This window comes from Methylobacterium guangdongense (assembly GCF_038442355.1).
In the GTDB taxonomy this organism is placed as follows: Bacteria; Pseudomonadota; Alphaproteobacteria; order Rhizobiales; family Beijerinckiaceae; genus Methylobacterium; species Methylobacterium guangdongense.
Window position 1 is genome coordinate 492,319 of record NZ_JBBXMX010000001.1, and the last position, 19,405, is coordinate 511,723.

General features: G+C 70.3%; 16 protein-coding genes. 12 read left to right on the top strand and 4 right to left on the bottom strand.

Annotated features, from left to right (window positions below; translation table 11 throughout):
* Positions 1–2: 2 nt before the first annotated feature.
* Together AAHG09_RS02415 and AAHG09_RS02420 are read right to left on the bottom strand one after the other, a co-directional pair.
* Entirely contained in the window at positions 3–674 is a 672-nt protein-coding gene (locus AAHG09_RS02415) for an aspartate/glutamate racemase family protein (protein WP_342105150.1), read from the bottom strand.
* A 75-nt stretch (positions 675–749) separates the two neighbouring features.
* Positions 750–1,799: a LacI family DNA-binding transcriptional regulator gene (locus AAHG09_RS02420; protein WP_342105151.1), complete on the bottom strand. Its 1,050-nt coding sequence runs from the start codon at positions 1,797–1,799 to the stop codon at positions 750–752.
* A 119-nt stretch (positions 1,800–1,918) separates the two neighbouring features.
* Here AAHG09_RS02420 and AAHG09_RS02425 point away from each other — a divergent pair, with 119 nt between their 5' ends.
* The 8 genes from AAHG09_RS02425 to AAHG09_RS02460 all read left to right on the top strand — a co-directional run bounded on the left by AAHG09_RS02425 (position 1,919) and on the right by AAHG09_RS02460 (position 12,251).
* Positions 1,919–3,226: an alpha-hydroxy acid oxidase gene (locus tag AAHG09_RS02425; RefSeq protein WP_342105152.1), complete on the top strand. Its 1,308-nt coding sequence runs from the start codon at positions 1,919–1,921 to the stop codon at positions 3,224–3,226.
* A gap of 13 nt (positions 3,227–3,239) precedes the next feature.
* Complete coding sequence (locus tag AAHG09_RS02430) at positions 3,240–4,298, top strand: lactonase family protein (RefSeq protein WP_342105153.1); 1,059 nt, start codon at positions 3,240–3,242, stop codon at positions 4,296–4,298.
* Positions 4,299–4,547: 249 nt separating this feature from the next.
* Positions 4,548–5,843: an MFS transporter gene (locus AAHG09_RS02435; protein WP_342105154.1), complete on the top strand. Its 1,296-nt coding sequence runs from the start codon at positions 4,548–4,550 to the stop codon at positions 5,841–5,843.
* 13 nt (positions 5,844–5,856) lie between these two features.
* Positions 5,857–6,690, top strand: a complete 834-nt coding sequence (locus AAHG09_RS02440; RefSeq protein WP_342105155.1) for an NAD-dependent epimerase/dehydratase family protein — start codon at positions 5,857–5,859, stop codon at positions 6,688–6,690.
* A 153-nt stretch (positions 6,691–6,843) separates the two neighbouring features.
* Entirely contained in the window at positions 6,844–7,626 is a 783-nt protein-coding gene (locus AAHG09_RS02445) for a molybdate ABC transporter substrate-binding protein (protein ID WP_342105156.1), read from the top strand.
* Positions 7,627–7,687: 61 nt separating this feature from the next.
* On the top strand, positions 7,688–9,013 hold the full coding sequence (locus tag AAHG09_RS02450) for an MFS transporter (protein ID WP_342105157.1): 1,326 nt from the start codon (positions 7,688–7,690) through the stop codon (positions 9,011–9,013).
* 144 nt (positions 9,014–9,157) lie between these two features.
* Positions 9,158–10,789: an ABC1 kinase family protein gene (locus AAHG09_RS02455; protein ID WP_342105158.1), complete on the top strand. Its 1,632-nt coding sequence runs from the start codon at positions 9,158–9,160 to the stop codon at positions 10,787–10,789.
* 256 nt (positions 10,790–11,045) lie between these two features.
* Positions 11,046–12,251: a sensor histidine kinase gene (locus AAHG09_RS02460; RefSeq protein ID WP_342105159.1), complete on the top strand. Its 1,206-nt coding sequence runs from the start codon at positions 11,046–11,048 to the stop codon at positions 12,249–12,251.
* On the opposite strand, the gene AAHG09_RS02465 is transcribed toward AAHG09_RS02460, so the two are convergent.
* Positions 12,188–12,589 carry an Hpt domain-containing protein gene (locus tag AAHG09_RS02465; RefSeq protein WP_342105160.1) on the bottom strand — a complete coding sequence of 134 codons (402 nt, stop codon included), beginning with the start codon at positions 12,587–12,589 and terminating at the stop codon, positions 12,188–12,190. The two genes, AAHG09_RS02460 and AAHG09_RS02465, sit on opposite strands and share 64 nt — an antisense overlap.
* A gap of 371 nt (positions 12,590–12,960) precedes the next feature.
* Between AAHG09_RS02465 and AAHG09_RS02470 the strand changes: the two genes are divergently transcribed.
* The 3 genes from AAHG09_RS02470 (at position 12,961) to AAHG09_RS02480 (ending at position 17,280) form a co-directional block, all read left to right on the top strand.
* A complete protein-coding gene (locus AAHG09_RS02470) occupies positions 12,961–14,421 on the top strand; it encodes a sensor histidine kinase (RefSeq protein ID WP_342105161.1) in 1,461 nt (486 codons plus the stop codon).
* A complete protein-coding gene (locus AAHG09_RS02475) occupies positions 14,406–15,809 on the top strand; it encodes a sigma-54-dependent transcriptional regulator (RefSeq protein WP_342105163.1) in 1,404 nt (467 codons plus the stop codon). Before AAHG09_RS02470 ends, AAHG09_RS02475 begins: the two co-directional genes overlap by 16 nt.
* Before the next feature lie 145 nt (positions 15,810–15,954).
* On the top strand, positions 15,955–17,280 hold the full coding sequence (locus AAHG09_RS02480; RefSeq protein WP_342105164.1) for an MFS transporter: 1,326 nt from the start codon (positions 15,955–15,957) through the stop codon (positions 17,278–17,280).
* A 102-nt stretch (positions 17,281–17,382) separates the two neighbouring features.
* Here the strand turns inward: AAHG09_RS02480 and AAHG09_RS02485 are convergent, their stop codons facing one another.
* Entirely contained in the window at positions 17,383–17,595 is a 213-nt protein-coding gene (locus AAHG09_RS02485; protein WP_342105165.1) for a hypothetical protein, read from the bottom strand.
* Positions 17,596–17,767: 172 nt separating this feature from the next.
* Here AAHG09_RS02485 and AAHG09_RS02490 point away from each other — a divergent pair, with 172 nt between their 5' ends.
* Positions 17,768–18,889, top strand: a complete 1,122-nt coding sequence (locus tag AAHG09_RS02490) for an asparaginase (protein ID WP_342105166.1) — start codon at positions 17,768–17,770, stop codon at positions 18,887–18,889.
* The last annotated feature ends 516 nt before the right edge of the window (positions 18,890–19,405 follow it).

Consider the following 19,405-nt stretch of genomic DNA (forward strand, 5'->3'; position numbering starts at 1 on the left):
GGTCAGGCGCTCCGGCCGGTTTCGATCATGGCGCGCATCCGGTCCACCGCCGCGTGGGGGGCGGTCAGCACAGGGACGGACACCGCCTTCCGCACCGCCTCGGCGGCCCGGGAGGTGGAGAAATGCGCCAGCATGATCGCGTCGCAGTCAGAGAGTTCCGGTGCGCGCTCGGCGATCAGCCGGTTGTGGGTCTCGGCGTCGCCGGCCCGCAGACGCGCCATGGCGTCGTCGACCAGGATGGTCCGCAGGGTCGCCGGGCGCCCGGCTTGGCCGACGAACTCCTCGAACTCGTCGGTCATCGTGCCGATGGACGGTCCGAAGGTCGCCAGCATGCCGATGCGCTCACCCTGCGCGATGGCAGCGCGGAACATCGCCTCGTTGGGCTTGAGCACCGGCACCGGTACCGTCTCGATCAGCCGGTCGATCGCCGGCCCGAAGGCCGAGCAGGTGATCAGGATGCCGTCCGCGCCCATGTCGTGGCCGTAGCGGCCGAACCGCACGAAACGCTCGATCATGCCCTCCGAGATGTCACCTGCCTCCTTGGCCCGGTCCGCCGACAGACCGTCGTCGAGGAGGTTGACCGTCTCGGCCCCGGGCCACTTTTCCGCGAAGGCCGCCTGGATTGGTGCCATGGCGACCGGCGTCGCGTGCAGGAGGACGATGCGGGGCGCCATTGGACTGTCCGGGTTGAGCGCGTCGGTGGATCACGCGTTGTAAGCGATTTCAAAAGGGCGGCACAATAGCGCCGATCATCCGGCGTCGCGCCGCGGCGGTGCCGTGCTGGCGCGCAGGATCAACTCGGCGTCGATCTCGGTGAGCCGCACCACCGGGCGCCCCTGGATCCGAGCGATCAAATGATCGCCGGCCGCGTGACCGATCTCGGCGGAGTGAATGCGGATCGTGGTCAGGGGCGGATCCAGAAACGGCGAAAAATCGGAATCGTTGTGGCCGATCACCGACAGGTCGCCCGGCACCGAGAGACCCCGGGCGCGGGCCTCGATCATCGCCCCGAAGGCGATCTGATCGGTGCCGCAGATGATCGCGGTGGGCGGCGGGCCCCCGGCCAGCATCTGGCGGAACCCGTCCCGGCCGCCGCCGATCCCGTAGGAGATCTCGATGTCGTGCTCGGGGGCGAGCCGCAGCCCGCGGGCGGCGAGCGCCTGCGCGATACCGATCACCCGGGCGCCGCCGCGGTCGTTGTCCTTGCGCAGGCCGGAGATCACGCCGATCCGGCGATGGCCGAGATCCATCAGATAGTTGGCCGCCCGCGCCGCCGAGGCCGCATTGTCGAACCCTACGCAGGAATGCTGCCGGGACAGGCTGAAGGTCTGCACCATCGGGATGCCCGAGCGGGCGATCCGCGCATAGAGATCCGGGTGGTGGATGTCGCCGACCAGCATCAAGCCATCGACGCCCCGCTCCAGCAGGAAGGTCGCCTCGCGCAGCTCGTCCTCCAGATCGTAGCCGGCATTGGCGGCGATGAGGGTGTAGCCCGCCTGCCGCAGCCGATCCTGAACGCTCGACAGGACGCGGACGAAGGCCTCGTTCTCGATGTTGGGCACGACCGCGCCCACCGCCATGAACCGCCGGGTCGAGAGCGCCCGGGCCGCACCGTTGGCGACGAAGCCGAGATCCTGCGCGGCGCGCATCACGGCCTCACGCTTGTCGGCCCGGACTCCGGCGGAGCCGTTGAGAACCCGGGAGACCGTGGCGGTGGAAACGCCGGCGCGGCGGGCCACGTCCCGCGCCACCGGGCTGCGCCCCAGCGGTTCGAGGATGTCGTCCGGCAGATCCAGCACCGATGTCTTGCCCCGCGGCTTAGAGTGGCCCGGCAGTATATTGACACCCCTTCGGCCGGTTGGCTATCTGAAAGCGCTTTCAGAAACCGTCCCCCGTGACGGAGCGCAGGGAGGACTTGATGGCGACGCTCGATCACCCGGCCTCCGCATCGGCAACGCCCGAGCGCGACTCGCCGACGGTCGGCGGGGCCGACGCCACCGCGGCGGGGATCGCCGCGCCGCAGGCGATCGTCACCAGCCTCAAGCGCAGCGATGCGGTCACGCCCTATCGGTTCCGCGACCTGCTGGCGCTCGACGATTTCGAGCGGCACGCCAAGCGGCTCCTGCCGCCGATGATCTTCCAGTACGTCTCCGGCGGCGTCGAGACGGGGTCAGCCCTGGCGCAGAGCCGGGGCGCCTATGCCGATTATGCCCTCGTGCCGCGGCTGATGCGGGACACCTCGGCGCGGGACACCGCGACCACGCTGTTCGGCCACACCTACGCGGCGCCGTTCGGGATCGGCCCGCTCGGCGGGGCCGCCTTCATCGCCTACCGGGGCGACCTCATGCTCGCCGAGGCGGCCCGGCGGATGAACCTGCCGATGTGTCTCAGCGCCTCCTCGCTGATCAAGCTGGAGGATGTCTACGCCCAGAACCCGCAGGCATGGTTCCAGGGCTACTTGCCCGGCGACCAGAACCGGATCGACCGCCTGCTCGATCGCGTCGCCGCCACCGGCTACCGGACCTTCGTGGTCACCGCCGACACGCCGACGCTGGGCAACCGCGAGCACAACATCCGCAGCGGCTTCTCCATGCCGATCAAGGTCACGCCGAAGGTGGCGTGGCAGAGCGCGACGCACCCGCGCTGGTTGATCGGCACCGTCGCCCGCACCTTCCTGAAGCACGGCGCGCCGCATTTCGAGAACACCGAGGCCGAGCGCGGCCCGCCGATGATGTCGCAAGGCGCCGTGCGCAACACCATCGCCCGCGACCAGCTCTCGTGGAAGAACCTGGAGGCGATCCGCAAGCGCTGGACCGGCAACCTCCTGGTGAAGGGGCTGCTCGCCCCGGAGGATGTCGAGATCGCCCGCGAATGCGGCGCCGATGGCGTGATCCTCTCGACCCATGGGGGCCGCCAGCTCGACTACGCCGTCGCGCCGCTCGACGTGCTGCCGGAAATCGCCGCCAAGAAGGGCGGGCTGAAGATCATCGTCGACAGCGGCATCCGCCGGGGCACCGACGTGATGAAGGCCCTGGCGCTCGGCGCCGACTTCGTGCTGCTCGGCCGGCCCTTCATGTTCGGCGCCGCGCTCGGCGGGGCGGAGGGCGTCCAGCACGCGATGCGGATCCTCAAGGAGGAGCTCAACCGCGACATGGCCTTGCTCGGGATCAACCGCCTGTCCGAGCTGAACCCGGATTTCCTGCGGCGCGTCCCCCGTCGGACCTGAACCGGAGCGCCGCATGACCGATCCCGCCCCCCTCGGCCTCGCCTTCGTCGGCTGCTTCACCACCGAGCGGCGCCGGGCGCGCGGCCGGGGCATCGATGTCTACCGGACCGGCGGCGGCCTGGACGGCTGGGTCCATCTCGGCCGGGTCGACGGGCTCACCAACCCCTCCTTCCTGGTTGCGGACCCGCGACGCGCCGTCCTCTACTCGGTGCAGGGCGATGGCGAGGCGGCGAGCGCCTTTGCGACCGCGCCCGATGGCACCCTGCGCGCCCTGGGGGGCGCCGCCACCGGCGGCACCAACAGCGTGCATCAGGCCCTCGACCCGACCGGCCGCTTCCTGATCGTGGCCAACTATGCCAGCGGCTCGGTCGCGTTGATGCCGGTGCGTCCCGATGGCGGCCTGGATCCGGCCTGCCACGTCCTGCCGCTGCCGGGCGATCCGGGTCCGCACCGGACCGAGCAGGCCTGCGCCCATCCCCATCACGTCGTCCTGTCGCCGGACGGGCGGCACGTGCTCGTGCCCGACAAGGGTCTCGACCGGATCTTCGTCTTGGCGGTTGACGGCGAGCGGCTCGCGATCGTGTCGGAGACCGCGATGCGCCCCGGTGCCGGGCCGCGCCACGTCGCGTTCCACCCGCGGGCGCCCCTGGCCTTCCTGGTCAACGAGTTGGACTCGAGCATCGCGACCTGCCGCTGGGATGCGGAGGCCGGCACGCTGACGCCGCTGCATCTCGCCGCGACCCTGCCGCCGGACTTCTTCGGTGCCAGCACAGCCGCCGCCATCGTGGTCACGCCGGACGGGCGGTTCGTCTACGCCTCGAACCGGGGCCAGGACGGGATCGCGCGCTTCCGCGTGGATGCGGAGGCCGGGCGGCTCGATCCGGCGGGCTGGACGCCCTCGGGCGGCCGCGACCCGCGCTTCATGGTGATGGCGCCGGACGGGACGCACCTGCTCGTGGCCAACGAGCAGGGCGACAGCCTCGTGGAATTCGCCATCGATGCCGACAGCGGGGCCCTGACCAAGTCGGGCGACCGCCCGAGCCTCAGCCCCTGCACGATCGCGTTTTTGTAGGAGACTCAAGCCCGTTCGCGATCACGGATGCACCTATTGAAAACCAGGACCCACGCCGATCCCGCCCTTGACCTCATCCTGAGGTGCCGCAACGCAGCGAAGGCCTCGAAGGAGCCCTCCAGCCGGCCGCGCGATCTCTGGAGCCCTCCTTCGAGGCCGCTCCGCGGCACCTCAGGATGAGGTGGAGGTTGGAAATAGCCGATCTCGCCGAACGACAATAAACAAAGTGAATACCCCGGAGGAAATTCTATGTTCGCCAAGCGCTATAGATTTCTGATCGCATTCCTGCTGTTCATAGCCGGGATCATCAATTACATGGACCGCGCCGCGCTCGGCGTAGCGGCACCCTTCGTCAAGCAGGACCTGAACCTGTCGCCTTCGGAACTCGGGGTGATCTTCTCGACCTTCTTCTTCGGCTACGCTCTGTTCGCCTTCGTGGGTGGCCAGCTCGCCGACCGCTACGGCCCGCGCAGCGTCTACAGCTGGGCCGCCGCGTCCTGGTCGATCCTGTGCATGCTCACCGGCGCGGTGACCGGCTTCGCCCAGATGTTCGTGGTCCGCTCGCTGTTCGGCTTCGCCGAGGGGCCGATGAACTCCACCACGAACCGCACCCTCACCACGTGGTTCCCCCGCGAGGAGACCGCCCGGACCATCGGCTTCACCTTCTCGGGCCAGACGGTCGGCAGCGCCATCGCGGCGCCGGTCGTCGGCCTGCTGGCGATCCAGTACGGCTGGCGGGTCGCCTTCGTGGCGATCGGCGCGGTCGGCCTGCTCTGGGTCGTGGCGTGGCGCCTGCTGATGACCGACCGCCCCCAGGACAATCCGCGCGTCGGCCCGGAGGAGATCGCCCTGATCGAGCGCAGCCGGTCGGTCACGCATCTCGCGCCCTCCGACCATGCCCGCTCGCTCAAGGAATACCTGTTCCTGCCGAGCACCCTGTCGCTCGGCCTCGGCATGTTCGCGGTCAACTACACCGTCTACATCTTCCTCTCGTGGCTCCCGAGCTATCTCACCGACGCCCTGCACATGCCGGTCAAGGAGATGGCGCTCGTGGCCTCGATCCCCTGGGCCTGCGGCTTCGTCGGCTATGTCGGCGGCGGGATCGTCGCCGATCACCTCTACAAGCGGATGGGCGACAAGCTCGCCGCCCGGAAGCTCACCACGATCGTCCCGCTCGCCATCGCGGGGGTCGCGCTGATCGCCGTCAACGCCGCGCCGAACGCTGCCGTCGCGGTCGGATTGATCGCCCTGTCCGTGCTGATGCTGACGAGTTCCGTGCAGTCCTGCTGGGCGACGATCCACGAGCTGGTCCCCGAGGCCCGCGTCGGAGGGGTGAGCGGCTTCATCCACCTCCTGAGCAACATCTCGGGCATCATCGGGCCGACCGCCACGGGCTTCGCCGTGCAGTATCTCGGCGGCTACGCCAGCGCCTTCGTGATCGCCGCCCTGATCGCGGCGGCGGGCGTGATCGCCATGGCGATCTTTGTCCGGCGGCCGCGCCTGCCCGAGTCGGCCGTCCCCCTCACCGCGGCCAAGGCCGTCTGACCCCGGAGCATCCATGAGCGCCGAGACCGTTCCGCAACGACCCGTCCTGCTGACCGGCGCTTCCGGCGCCCTCGGGCGCGTGCTGACCCGCGCGCTCGGGGAGGCCGGCTGGACGCTTTGGCTCACCGACCGGGTCCCCTTCCCCGATCCGTTGCCGGAGGGGGCCCGCTTCCAACGCGCCGATCTGGAGGACGGCCCCGCGATCCTGCGGCTGGCGGAGGGCTGCGGCACGATTCTGCATTTCGGCGGAATCTCGGTGGAGCACCCGTTCGAGACGGTGATCGGCCCGAACATCCGCGGCCTCTATCACGCCTACGAGGCGGCCCGCCGGGAGGGCGCGCGGATGGTGTTCGCGTCCTCCAACCACACGATCGGCTTTCACGAGCGGTCGACGGTTCTGAACGACGACTGCGCGCTGAAGCCCGACGGCTTTTACGGCCTGTCGAAGGCCTACGGCGAGCTGATGGGCGGCCTGTACCGCGACAAGCACGGGGTCGAGAGCGTCTTCCTGCGGATCGGCTCGTGCTTCCCGGAGCCCACCGATGCGCGGATGCTGGCCACGTGGCTGTCCTACGCCGACCTCACCCGCCTCGTGATGCGCGCCACCCTGGCGCCGAGCCTCGGCCCAGACCGGACGGTGGTGATCTGGGGCGCCTCGAAGAACAGCCGCATGACGTGGTGGGGCCGGGACGGGCGCGACACGATCGGCTGGGCGCCGCAGGACAGCGCCGACTCCTACGCGTCGGCGCTGGAGGGCAAGACCAGCGGCAACCCGGTGGTGGAGCGCTACCAGGGCGGCGGGTTCACGGGGCTCGATTATTCCCGCCGGGACGACGCGGGACGGTGACGGTCGACCGCAAACGCGATCTCCCACCCATCCCCTCATCCTGAGGTGCCCGCGGCAGCGGGCCTCGAAGGAGGGCTCCAAGGATCGCGACGGCCCCTGGGGAGCTCCTTCGAGGCCTGTGCTCCGCTTCCGGCACTCAGGATGAGGGCGCGCGTGGGAGACACCAGACATCCGTCCACGAACCGACCGACCCGCCGGACCGACCAGCTCACCAACACGACGATGGACCACGACATGACCGACGCTCCCCCCGCGACCCAGCTGAAATGCGCCCTCGTGGTGCGCGGCGCCTTCGACGCGCATGTCATCCCGGCCTTCGAGGCGGCGGGCGGACGGACGGCGATCCACTGGGCGCCGACCACCGTCATCATGAAGGCGCTGGAGGCCGGCGAGACGGCCGACGCGGTGCTGGTCCTGTCGGACGCCATGGAGCGCCTGATCGCCGAGAACCGGGTCGAGCCGGAAACCCGGGTGGACGCGGTGCGCTCGCGCTACGGCCTCGCCGTGAAGGCCGGGGCGCCGCACCCGGACATCTCGACCGTCGAGGCGCTGAAGCGCACGCTCACCGCGGCGCGCTCGGTCGCCTATTCGCGCACCGGCGCGAGCGGGATCTACTTTGCCGGCCTGCTGCCGCGGCTCGGCCTCGCCGAGGCGGTCAACGCCAAGGCCACCATCATCCCGCAGGGTTTCACGGCGGAGAAGCTGGTCTCCGGTGAGGCCGACATCGCGGTCCAGCAGATCAGCGAACTCATGGTGGTGCCGGGGATCGAGGTGGTCGGCCCCTTCCCCGAGCCGGTCCAGGAGGTGACGACCTTCGCGGCCGCGATCCTGCGGGGCGCGACCGACCGGACGGGGGCCGCGCGCTTCCTCGCCGGGCTGACGACGCCGAAGGCCGCCGCGGCCTACCGGGCGAGCGGCCTGGAACCGGCCTTCTGACCGGCCGGGGCCTTCCCCGACGCCGGTCCGCGACAATCCAAAAACGTCTCACGAGGAAACGATGGCCCCGAGCGAACAGGACCGGATCGTCCGGCAGGTCTTCTTCCGGCTGATGCCGCTGCTCTTCATCGGCTACGTCATGGCCTATGTCGATCGGATCAATGTCGGCTTCGCGGCCCTGCGGATGAACGCCGATCTCGGCATCGGCCCGGCCGTGTTCGGGCTCGGCGCCGGGATCTTCTTCATCGGCTATTTCCTGTTCGAGGTGCCGAGCAACCTGATCCTGGAGAAGGTCGGCGCGCGGCGCTGGATCGCCCGGATCATGATCACCTGGGGCCTGCTCTCGGCCGCCATGATGTTCGTCCAGGGCGCGACGAGCTTCCTCGTCCTGCGCTTCCTGCTCGGGGCCGCCGAGGCCGGGTTCTACCCCGGTGTGATCCTCTACCTGACCTACTGGTTCCCCAAGGCCTACCGGGCGCGGATCTTCGGTGCCTTCGCGGTGGGCATCCCGGTCTCGCTGGCGATCGGCGCGCCGCTCTCGACCGCGATCCTGCAGCTCGACGGTGCCCTCGGCCTGAAGGGCTGGCAATGGCTGTTCCTGCTGGAGGGAATCCCCACCACCCTGTTCGGCTTCGTCTTCCTGGCGCTGATCCCCGATCGCCCGAAGGACGCGGCCTGGCTCGCCCCCGCGGACCGGACGGCTCTCCAGGCGGTCATCGACGCGGAGCAGCGCAGCGTGGCGGCGACCCACGGCACCAGCCTGCGCCGGGCCTTCGCCGACCCGCGGCTGATCGCCCTTTCGTTCATCTACTTCGCCAACACGGGCGCCAATCTCGGCCTCGCGTTCTTCCTGCCGCAGATCCTGAAGAGCACCGGCCTCTCGGACATGCAGACCGGCCTGATGACCGCGGTGCCGTACGTGTTCGGGGTGGTGGGCGGCCTGACCATCGGCTGGATCTCGGATCGGACCGGCGACCGGCGCCTGACCCTGGCGGCCGCGCTGCTCCTGACGGCGACCGGCTTGGCGCTGGCCGGACTCGCCACCGGCTCGCTCTGGGCCGTGGCCTTCATGGCGGTGGCCGCCGCCGGCCTCTATGGCGGCAAGGCGCCGTTCTGGGCGCTGCCCTCGGTGTTCCTCACCGGCAGCGCGGCGGCGGGCGGCATCGCGCTGATCAACTGCGTGGGCAATCTCGGCGGCTTCGTCGCGCCCGCCATCGTGGGCTGGATCCGCGAGACCAGCGGCAGCTTCGAGGCCGGATTGTACTTCCTCGCGGCGCTGGCCTTCTCGGCGGTGATCGTGACCCTGCTGGTCGTCAATGCGCGGTTCGGTGACGCGCGGGCCGCCAGGGGGGGAACGCCCGTTCCAGCGGTCGCACCGCGTCGCTGAGGCAATCCGGCGCGGGACGTGTTCGATCCCGCGCCGGGCCGATAACGACGCGGGCGGCCGCGTCCCGCGGTTCGCGACCGCAAAAAAGTCCTTATGCTCGTGCTGTCCGGACGCCCAATCCCGTCCGACCGGATCGCGCCCTCCATGCTGAAGACCGCCTTCGTTGCCGCCCGCGACCGTCAGCGGCTCTCGGAGATCGCGACGATCCTGATCGGCTTCGGCGTGACCCGCGTCGTGGACCGCCTCGGACTGCGCTATCTGCCGCTGCTGCCGCGCCGCCAGCCCCGGGTCGACGTCACCCGCCTGTCGGAGCCGGAGCGGCTGCGCCGGGCGATCGAGGCGCTGGGGCCCACCTTCATCAAGTTCGGGCAGGTCCTGGCGAGCCGGCCCGACCTCCTGTCGCCGGCCTGGACCGAGGAGCTGCAGAAGCTCCACAGCCAGGTCGTGCCGGTCTCCTGGGAGCAGATCGGGCCGCAGCTCGAACAGGATCTCGGCGGGCCGCCCCAGGAGATCTTCGCCGAGTTCGACACCAACCCGATCGCCTCGGCGTCGATCGCCCAGGTCTACCGGGCGCGGCTGCACTCGGGCGAGGACGTCATCGTCAAGGTGCTGCGGCCGAACCTGCGCAAGATCATCGAGGCGGATCTGCGCCTGATGGCGCACGGGGCCCGCATCGTCGAGAACGAGTGGCCCGACATGGCCCGCTACCAGCCGCGGGAGCAGATGCGCCACCTCGCCGACGGGTTGAACGGCGAGCTCGACCTGCTCAACGAGGCGCGCAACTGCGAGCTCCTGGCCCAGATCTTCGAGGACCGCGACGACATCGTCTTCCCGAAGATCCACTGGGAACACTGCTCCGAGCGGGTGCTGGTGCAGGACTTCATCCACGGCATCCCGCCGAACGACGACGCGGCGCTCCGCGCGGCCGGCCTCGACAAGAAGCTGCTCGCCCAGAAGGGCACCGACGCCTTCCTGCAGATGGCGCTGATCGAGGGGCACTTCCACGCCGATCCGCACCCCGGCAACATGCTGGCGCTGCCGGGCAACAAGATCGGCTTCATCGATTTCGGCATCATCGGCCGCCTGTCGCAGCGCCGCCGGTCGCAGCTGCTGGTGCTGATCGGCGCGATGCTCAAGCAGGATGCGGACGGCCTGATGGCCGTGCTGCTGGACTGGACCGGCACCAGCAACCCCGACCTGACCCGGCTTCAGGTCTCGGCCCAGTCCTTCGTGGAGAGCCATTCCTCGATCCCGCTCAACCTCGGGCTCGTGCTCACCGACTTCATGAACATGGCCCGCGAGAACGACCTCGCCATGCCGACCGACCTCGCCATCCTGTTCAAGGGGCTGGTGACCGCCGACGGCGTGATGCGCCACCTCGATCCCGATTTCGACCTGTTCGCGGCGGCCGGCCCCACGGTGCGGGCCAGCATGCAGACGCAGTTCTCGCTCTCGGCGCTCAAGCAGAAGGCCGAGGCGCTCGGCGTCGGCCTCTACGGGGCGGCCTCGGAGCTGCCGACCCTGATCCACCTGATGCTGGTGCGCCTGAAGCAGGGCCGCGTCACCGTCGAGATCGAGGTGAAGGGCCTCGACAAGGTCACCCGCGGCATCGAGCGCGCCGCCGCCCGCGTGGCGGTGGCCCTGGTGGTGGCGGCCTTCGCGACCCAGCTCGCGCCGCGGCTCATCGACCTCGGCACGCCGGTCTTCGTCTCGATCGGCTTGATAATCTTCGTGCTCGGGATCGGGTGGCTCGTCCTGCTGATGCGAAACAAGTAGCTGTCTTCGCCGCCGCGGAAAATCGTAACATAAGTTTTTGCCCGCCGGCGAATACACGTTCCGATTGATTATCCCGGTCGTCATGGTAGCGTGTGCCATCCAACGATTCGCTCGGCTACGGGCAGGGATCCGGCACCAGAAGCGGACTGATCCGCCGGTGCCAGCCCGGCCCCCACGGCGTCGCCGCGTCTGCGCGTCGGTGGACCTGTTGCGCCATGCACGGGCGCGCCGCCGGGGGTGACGAGGGGGGCGGGCGATGGAAGCGGTCGTCATGTTGCCGCGGTTCGACGGGGCGGAGCGGCGCCTCGACATGCTCGAAGCCGAGAATGCCCGCCTGCGTGACCAGCTGGCGCAGGCCAGCGCGCAGGCCGACCGGGAGCGGCAGCGCAGCCGCCGCCTCGGCCGCATCATCGAGGCGGCGAGCCGCGTCGAGGCCGGCCGGTTCGCCGTGGAGCGACCGCGGGCCGTCGCGCCGGAGATCCGGGCGCCCCTCGCAGGCCTCAGGCCCTCCGCGCCGCCGCCGGCCTCCAACGACTATCTGGAACTGCTCGAGTGCGACGGGTGCCTGATCACCGCCTCGGCGGGCGGTCCGGCTCTGTCCGGCGTTCAGGACGAGGCGGAGGCGATCGGCCGCCCGTGGATCGACGTCTGGACGCGGCCGGAGGATCGCGAGGCCGCGGCCGGTGCCCTGGATCAGGCACGCCTCGGCCGGCCGAGCCGGTTCCAGGCACAGATCGAGACCGGCTCCGTCGTCCGGTGGTGGGACGTGGCGGTCACGCCGATCGGCGCGACCCCCGGCAGCCCCGAGCGCATCCTCACGGTGTCCCGCGACATCACCGAGCTGAAGCTCGCCGAGGCGCACCAGACCCTGCTGATGCAGGAACTGGCCCACCGGATGAAGAATACGATCGCCATGGTCCAGGCGGTGGCGGCGCAGACCATGCGCAACGCGGTCTCGCTCGAAGCCGCCGGCGAGGCGCTGGCGGCGCGTCTGCTGGCGCTGGCGAAGGCCCACGATGTCCTGCTCCAGGGCTCGTTCGCCCGCGCCTCCCTGGTCGGTCTGGTGGCGGGGGCGATCTCGCTGCACGACGATGGGGCGACCGATCGTTTCCGGGTCGAGGGCGCCGACCTGACCCTGGGACCGCGCCACGGCCTGACCCTGGCGCTGATGCTGCACGAACTCGGGACCAACGCCGCCAAGTACGGCGCCCTCTCGGTGGCCGGCGGCAAGGTCGGGATCACCTGGACGGTGAACGACGCCGAGGGCGGCCCGCTTCTGCGCTTCCGCTGGGAGGAAATCGGCGGCCCGCCCGTGACCCCGCCGACCCGCACCGGTTTCGGCACACGCCTCATCGCCCGCAGCCTCGTGCACGGCTTCGGCGGTACGGCGCAGCTCAGCTATCCCCCGGAAGGGGCGGTCCTGACGTTCGAGGCGCCGCTCGCGGCGGTGATCGCCGGCTGATCGGCGCGGGGCATGACGGCCCCCAGGTCCTGCAGGGCCGCGGCCGTCTGATCGCGCAGCAGCCGCAATGCGGCCAGGGGTTCGGTCAGGTCCTGTCCCGCCGCGGCGGCCTCCTCCACGGTGCGGCAGGCCTGGGATAAGGCCTCGCAGCCGAGCATGCCCGACATCGACACCAGCGTGTGCGCCTCCCGCCCGTAATCGGCCGGCGTGCGGTCCCCCTCCGCGACGGCGCCGGCGAGACTGAGGAGGAAGCGGTCGACGATGCGGGCGAGCTTCTCCGGTCCGATCACCGTGCTGAGTTCGTCGAGCGCCTCTCGCTTCACGAGCGCCTGGGACACGGTCCGTCTCCGTAAGGGGACCTGAGAGTCGATCATGGGGCGGCGCACCGAGCGGCGCGGCCCCGAAATCGGGCTTGCGACTCCGATGCCGTGCGGGTGTGTCAACTTTTCGACGCAGTTAGGAGTTGCGGCTGCCGCGTCCAAGATTCTGAAAAGCGTCTCGCCACCGCGCCTTGTTTTCGCGCGACGAAATGCTGGATGCGTCCATCGCAACCACGAAAAGTTGCACTTCGCCCAGGTACAAACTTTAAACTTGTGCAGCCGCCACGCCTCGGCCGAGTGGTCAGGCCGGCTGCCAATGCTTAAGAGTCGGCGACCACACAGGGCGAACGCCCGGGGAGCCCAGACGCCGTGTTCGATCGAGCGCCGTGGTGACGGCCTACAGCCTGCGCGCCCGGCTTCTCGCCCTGTGGATCCTGCTGCTCGCTTCGGCGATCGCGACCGCCTACCTGATGTTCGGCGTCTATGCCCAGTCGACCGGTGTCCAGGTGGCCCGGACCGATGTCACGGTCGGGCGGGCCTGCCGCGAGATCATCGACCGCTACGCAGCCCGGGCGGATCAGCGCGAATCCGTCGCCGAAGCGGACCTCGCGGGCGTGGTCGAGGCGGCGCTTGCCGGGTTTCCGGGCATCGAGGGCGGCATCTGGAGCGCCCAGGACGGATCGATCGCCTACGCCTATCCCACCTACGAGGGGACCGGGCCGAAGACCGATCTCCCCGCCGCCGAGCGCGACACGATCGCCGGAGTGAACGCCCAGGCGCTGCGCGTCGAACACGCGATCTCGCTGAACCGACCGAGCCGCACGCAGGTGCTGCTGCTCCAGGCCTGCCCCCTGCGCGGGCCCGAGCCCGGTTTGACCGCGTGGACCATGGGGCGCGCCCACGTCAACGACGGCCCGACCTACACGCGCTTCCTGGCGGGCCTCGGCTTCCTCGCCGCCACCGTGCTGGGCTCGGCGGCCTTTCTCGGCTGGTTCCTCTACGGCTTCTCCGACCGGATCGCCCGGCTGGAGGGCGCCCTCTCGGCGCCGCGGCCGGACGGCGAAGACCTGCCGCGCCTCGACCCCACGGGCGAGCGGGAATTCGACCGCCTCGTCGACGCCCTCAACGCGGCGGGCGGACGCCTGCGGGAGGCACGCGGCCGCGTCGTGGCCGCCGAGCGCCTGGCCGCCGTGGGTCGGCTCGCGGCGAGCATCGCCCACGAGATCCGCAACCCGATCGCCGCGATGCGGCTCAAGGCCGAGAACGCCCTGGTCAGCGGCGATCCGGACCGCGCCGCCTCGGCCCTGCGCACGGTGCTCGGCCAGATCGCGCGGGTGGACACGCTGCTGCGCGACCTGCTCAACCTGACGCAGGCGCGCCCCCTCAACCGGGCCCCCACCGCGGTGGCGCCGCTGCTCGCGGAGTGCGCCGGCCTGCACGAGGATCTCGCGAGCGGCCGAGCCGTGCAGGTCGTGATCGCGGCGGCCGGACTGCCGGAGGGGGACCATCCGCATATCGACCGGGCTCAGGTCGCCCGCGCCCTCGACAACCTGCTGCTGAATGCCCTCCAGAACACGCCGCCCGGCGGCCGGGTCTGGCTCGGCGCCGAGCGGGTCACGCGCGATGGCGCCGTCCGCCTCCGGCTCCGGGTCAGCGACACCGGTCCCGGCGTCGACCCTGCGATCCGCGACAGCCTGTTCGAGCCCTTCGCCACCGGCCGCGCGGACGGGACCGGGCTCGGGCTCGCGATCGTGCGCGAGATCGCCCTGGCCCATCGCGGCGACGTCAGGCTGGACGCGGGCGCGCCGGAGACCACCTTCCTGCTGGATCTGCCATGGCAACCATCCTGATCGTCGACGACGACCCGGCCCTGCGCGAGGGGCTCGCCGAGACGGTGGCCGATCTCGGGCACACGCCGCTGCCGGCGGCGTCCGGCTCGGAGGCGCTGGCGCGGCTGCAGGACAGCGTGATCTCGGCGGTGCTCCTCGACCTGCGCATGCCGGGCGACCTCGACGGCATGTCGGTTCTGGAACGGATCTGCGCGCTGTCGGACCGGCCGCCCGTGACCGTGCTGACCGCCTTCGCGAGCCCGGCCAACACCATCGAGGCGATGCGCCTGGGCGCCCACGATCACCTGACCAAGCCGATCGGCCGCGCCGACCTCGCCGCCGTCCTCGACGCGATGCTCAGGACCGTCCGCGCGGCGGATGCCGTCACGGACATCCCGGCCGGCCATCCGGGCCTCGTCGGCTCCAGCGAAGGCATGCGGCGGGTCCAGAAGACGATCGGCCTCGTGGCCGATATCGCCTCGACGGTGCTGATCCAGGGGGAGACCGGCACCGGCAAGGAAGAGGTCGCCCGCGCGCTCCACGCCTTCTCCCGGCGACGCGGGCGCCCCTTCGTCCCGGTGAACTGCGCGGCGATCCCGGGGGACCTGCTGGAGAGCGAGCTGTTCGGGCATGTCCGGGGGGCGTTCGGCGGGGCGGCGGCGGACCGCGCCGGCGCGTTTCACCGGGCCGAGGGCGGCACGCTGTTCCTGGACGAGATCGGCGACATGCCGGCCACCATGCAGGCCAAGATCCTGAGGGTCATCCAGGATTGCGTCGTGACGCCGGTGGGCGGCAGCCCGACGCGGGTCGATGTCCGGCTCCTGGCCGCCACCCACCGCGATCTCCCGGGGCTCGTGGCCGAGGGGCGGTTCCGCGCCGATCTCTACTATCGCCTGAACGTCGTGCCGATCATGCTGCCACCCCTGCGCGAGCGCCTCGCCGACATCGTCCCCCTGGCCGAACATTTCCTGGCCGGATCGGGCAAGCGCCTCGATCGGGGCGCCGCCTCGTGCCTGCTGGCCCATGACTGGCCCGGCAATGTCCGCGAGCTGCGCAACGTCGTCGAGCGCGCCGCGGTCCTGGTCCGCGGCGGCGTGATCGCGGCCGGGGATCTCGACCTGCCCGCGGACAGGCCGGACCGGCGGACCGGCGACGCGCCCCCGGCGGATTGGCTGTCCGGCGATCTGCCGAATGCCGTCGCGCGCCTGGAGCGGGCGATGATCGTCGCCGCCCTGCGCGAGACCGACGGCAACCGGGCCGGTGCCGCCCGGCGCCTCGGGATTCAGCGCCAGCTCCTCTACGCCAAGATCGAGCGCTACGGCCTCGGCGGGCCGGGGGCCGATCTGTCGGCTGAAGCGACAGGTGATGTCGGGAATTCTGACGCTCCCAGGGACCTCGACCCCGACTGACCCCCGCGCACGCTGGGGAATCGTGCGCGGCGCGTCCACGATCGCCTTTGTGACGGAACCGAAGATGCGCGCGGGCGTCGAGCACCGCGAGCGACGGGCCGACCGGAATCCGGCGGGCCCGTCCGTTTGATCGGGGCGGATCGGGATGAGCAGCATCGGGACGGGCGCGACGGGCGCCGACGCGGAAGTCCGCACCCCTTCGACCAAGGCCCTGCGCGGCCTCGATGCCCTCAACTTCTTCCTGGCCGACGTACGCGACGGGCTCGGCCCCTACCTCGCCATCTACCTGATCGCCGTGCGCGGTCCGGATCAGGGCTGGAACGAGGCCACAACCGGCCTGGTGATGACCATCGCGGGGATCCTCGGCCTCATCGCGCAGACACCCGCGGGTGCCTTCATCGATGCCACCAACCACAAGCGCGCCATGGTGATCGGCGGTGCGATCGCGGTGACGGCGAGCTGCCTCGTGCTGCCGTTCATCTCCAACTTCTACCTCGTGACCGCGACCCAATCGATCGCGCACGTCGCCGGCACGATCTTCCCGCCGGCGCTCGCCGCCATCACCCTCGGCCTCGTCGGCCCGAAGATGTTCGCCAAGCGCATCGGTCGCAACGAGGGCTTCAACCACGCCGGCAACGCGGTCTCGGCCGCGGTGGCGGGGGGGCTGGCGTACTTCTTCGGGCCGATCGTGGTGTTCTGGCTCATGGGCATCCTGGCCGCCTGCTCGATCGGCGCCATGCTGATGGTGCCGGCCGACGCCATCGACGACGATCTCGCCCGGGGCATGACCGCGGAGGAGGAAGCCGCGCAGGAAAAACCCTCCGGTCTCGCCACCCTGCTGCAGAACAAGGCGCTGCTGCTCTTCGCGGTGCTCTGCGCGATCTTCCACCTCGCCAACGCCGCCATGCTGACCTCGGTGGGCCAGCTCCTCACGCACCTGTCGGGCAAGGACCACGCGACCTCGCTGATCGCGGTCTGCATCGTGGCGGCGCAGTGCGTGATGGTGCCGGTGGCGATCTTTGTGGGCGCCAAAGCGGATGTGATCGGCCGCAAGCCGATCTTCCTGGCGGCCTTCGGGGTGCTGGCCGTGCGCGGGGTGCTCTACACCCTGTCGGATAATCCGTTCTGGCTGGTCGGCGTGCAGCTTCTCGACGGGATCGGCGCGGGCATCTACGGCGCGCTGTTCCCGATCGTCGTATCCGACCTGACCCGCGGCGGGGGGCGCTTCAACGCCGCCCAGGGCGCGGTGGCCACCGCCCAGGGTATCGGCGCATCGCTCAGCGCCACGCTCGCCGGCGTGATCATCGTGTCGGCCGGCTACTCCACGGCCTTCCTGGCGCTCGCCGCCATCGCGGCCCTCGGCTTCGCGCTGTATCTCACGCTGATGCCCGAGACCCGAAACGCCGTCGCCGCCGGCAGCGAGCCCGAGAGCGGCGGCACGCTTCCGCCGGCCGTTCGCGCGCGTGCCTGAAGAGGTGTTGGAACGTTTGCTCCGCGCGCGACACTGAAGCGTCGCTCAGCGATTCGGCACACCATTGCCCCGACGGAACGCGGATCCGGCTGCCTCTACGCATCACGAGGCAGCAGCGAACTCCGGCGCGACCGCCACCGCCGGTGTCGCCTCCGGCGGCGCCTTGCGTGACACGTAGTAGATGTCGACGGCGCGCCAGAAGGCGCCCTGCTCCTCCACCGAGCGGCGGGCGAGCGAACCTTCGAGGATCGCCATCGCGGCCCGGGCGGGCTCGCTGCGCTCAAGCTCGTCGAGCAGACCCGCGAGATGCAGCATGACGATCGCCTCCGAACAAACAGTAACTCAGACCAACGCCCGAGCGTGCGTAACGATCCGGCGCTGGCTGCGCGGTGCGGGCCTGCACGATCCTTGCCTGACACAATCGGGGGGCTACCATCGCCGCGTCGAGCGCGACTCGGCAACGTCTTCATCGTTCGAGGATCACCGCATGTTTGTCTGCCGAAGCGGCGCGGCCCATTCCCTGCGCGGAGCAGCCTTCGCGCTGGCCCTGGCCAGCCTCTGCGGGGCGAGCCCGCTGCTCGCCCGCGAGATGCCCGAGGCCGGCACGGCGGCGGCGGCGAAGAAGCCGAACGTCGTGATCCTCGCCACCGGCGGTACGATCGCGGGCGCCGGCGCGGATGCCGCCAACAGCGCCACCTACACGGCCGCCAAGGTGCCGGTGGACAAGCTGATCGCGGCCGTGCCGCAGATCAGCACCATCGCCAACGTCCGCGGCGAGCAGGTCTTCCAGATCGCCTCCGAGAGCTTCACGGATGCGCAGCTCGTCCAGCTCGGCAAGCGGGTCTCCCAGCTCCTGAAGCAGGACGACGTCGACGGCGTGGTCATCACCCACGGCACCGACACCCTGGAGGAGACCTCGTTCTTCCTCGACCTCGTGGTGAAGAGCGACAAGCCGATCGTGGTGGTCGGCTCGATGCGGCCCGGCACGGCGATCTCGGCGGATGGCGCCCTCAACCTGCTCGACGCCGTCACGGTCGCCGCCAGCAAGGAGGCGATCGGCAAGGGCGTCACCGTCACGATGAACGACTACATCCAGTGCGGGCGGGACGTGAACAAGCGGACCAACATCGTGCCGAGCGCCTTCTACAGCCAGTGGGGTCCGCTGGGCATGGTGGTCGAGGGCAAGACCTACTTCTTCCGCTCGCTCACGAAGCGGCACAACACCAGCTCCGAGTTCGACATCGACCAGATCGACAGCCTGCCGCTGGTGGGCATCGTCTACGGCTCGGGCAACATGATCCCGGGCGTCTACGACACGGAGGTCCAGGCCGGCGCCAAGGCGATCGTCAACGCCGGAACCGGCAACGGCTCGGTGCCCGGCTACCTCGTCGACAAGCTCAAGGACATCCGGTCCAAGGGCACGATCGTGATCCGCTCCTCGCGGGTGCCGGACGGCTTCGTCCTGCGCAACGCCGAGCAGCCCGACGACACATATGACTGGGTGGTCGCCCACGACCTGAACCCTGCCAAGGCCAAGATCCTGGCGGCCGTCGCGCTCACCAAGACGAACGACACGAAGGAGCTGCAGCGAATCTTCTGGGAGTATTGAGGCGGTTCGAAGCGGACGCTTCCCCTCCCCCTTGCGGGGAGGGGCAAGGGGTGGGGGTGGTGCAGGATCGAGCGTGATGGTGCCGCCTGCATTTCCCCCACCTCCAACGCCTCCCCGCAAGGGCTACGGGCGACACAGGTTTGAGGCACGAGACTTTTGACGGAACGCGACGCGCCCCCTCTCCCGTGCGGGAGAGGGTTGGGGATGAGGGACGAGAACTCTCAGGATAGGGCATGCCCCCGACGTGCCGACAGGTAGCGCCTTTTGCGGAAAGACCTGATCCCTCACCCGGCTTTCTGCGAAAGCAGACCTCTCCCGCACGGGAGGGGGGACCCACGCCCTTTCAAGGAGGCGAGCGAGCCAGTCGAAAGCTCAAAACCGCGTAACCCATGCCGCAAGGGGGGAGAGAACGCCGCGGCCGACGATTGGCGAGCCTGCGAGCCAAATCGGGAGGGTCGGGAAGGCGCACCCCGGATCGCCCCGCCGGGTTACATCCTGCCGCACACAGCTTAAGTA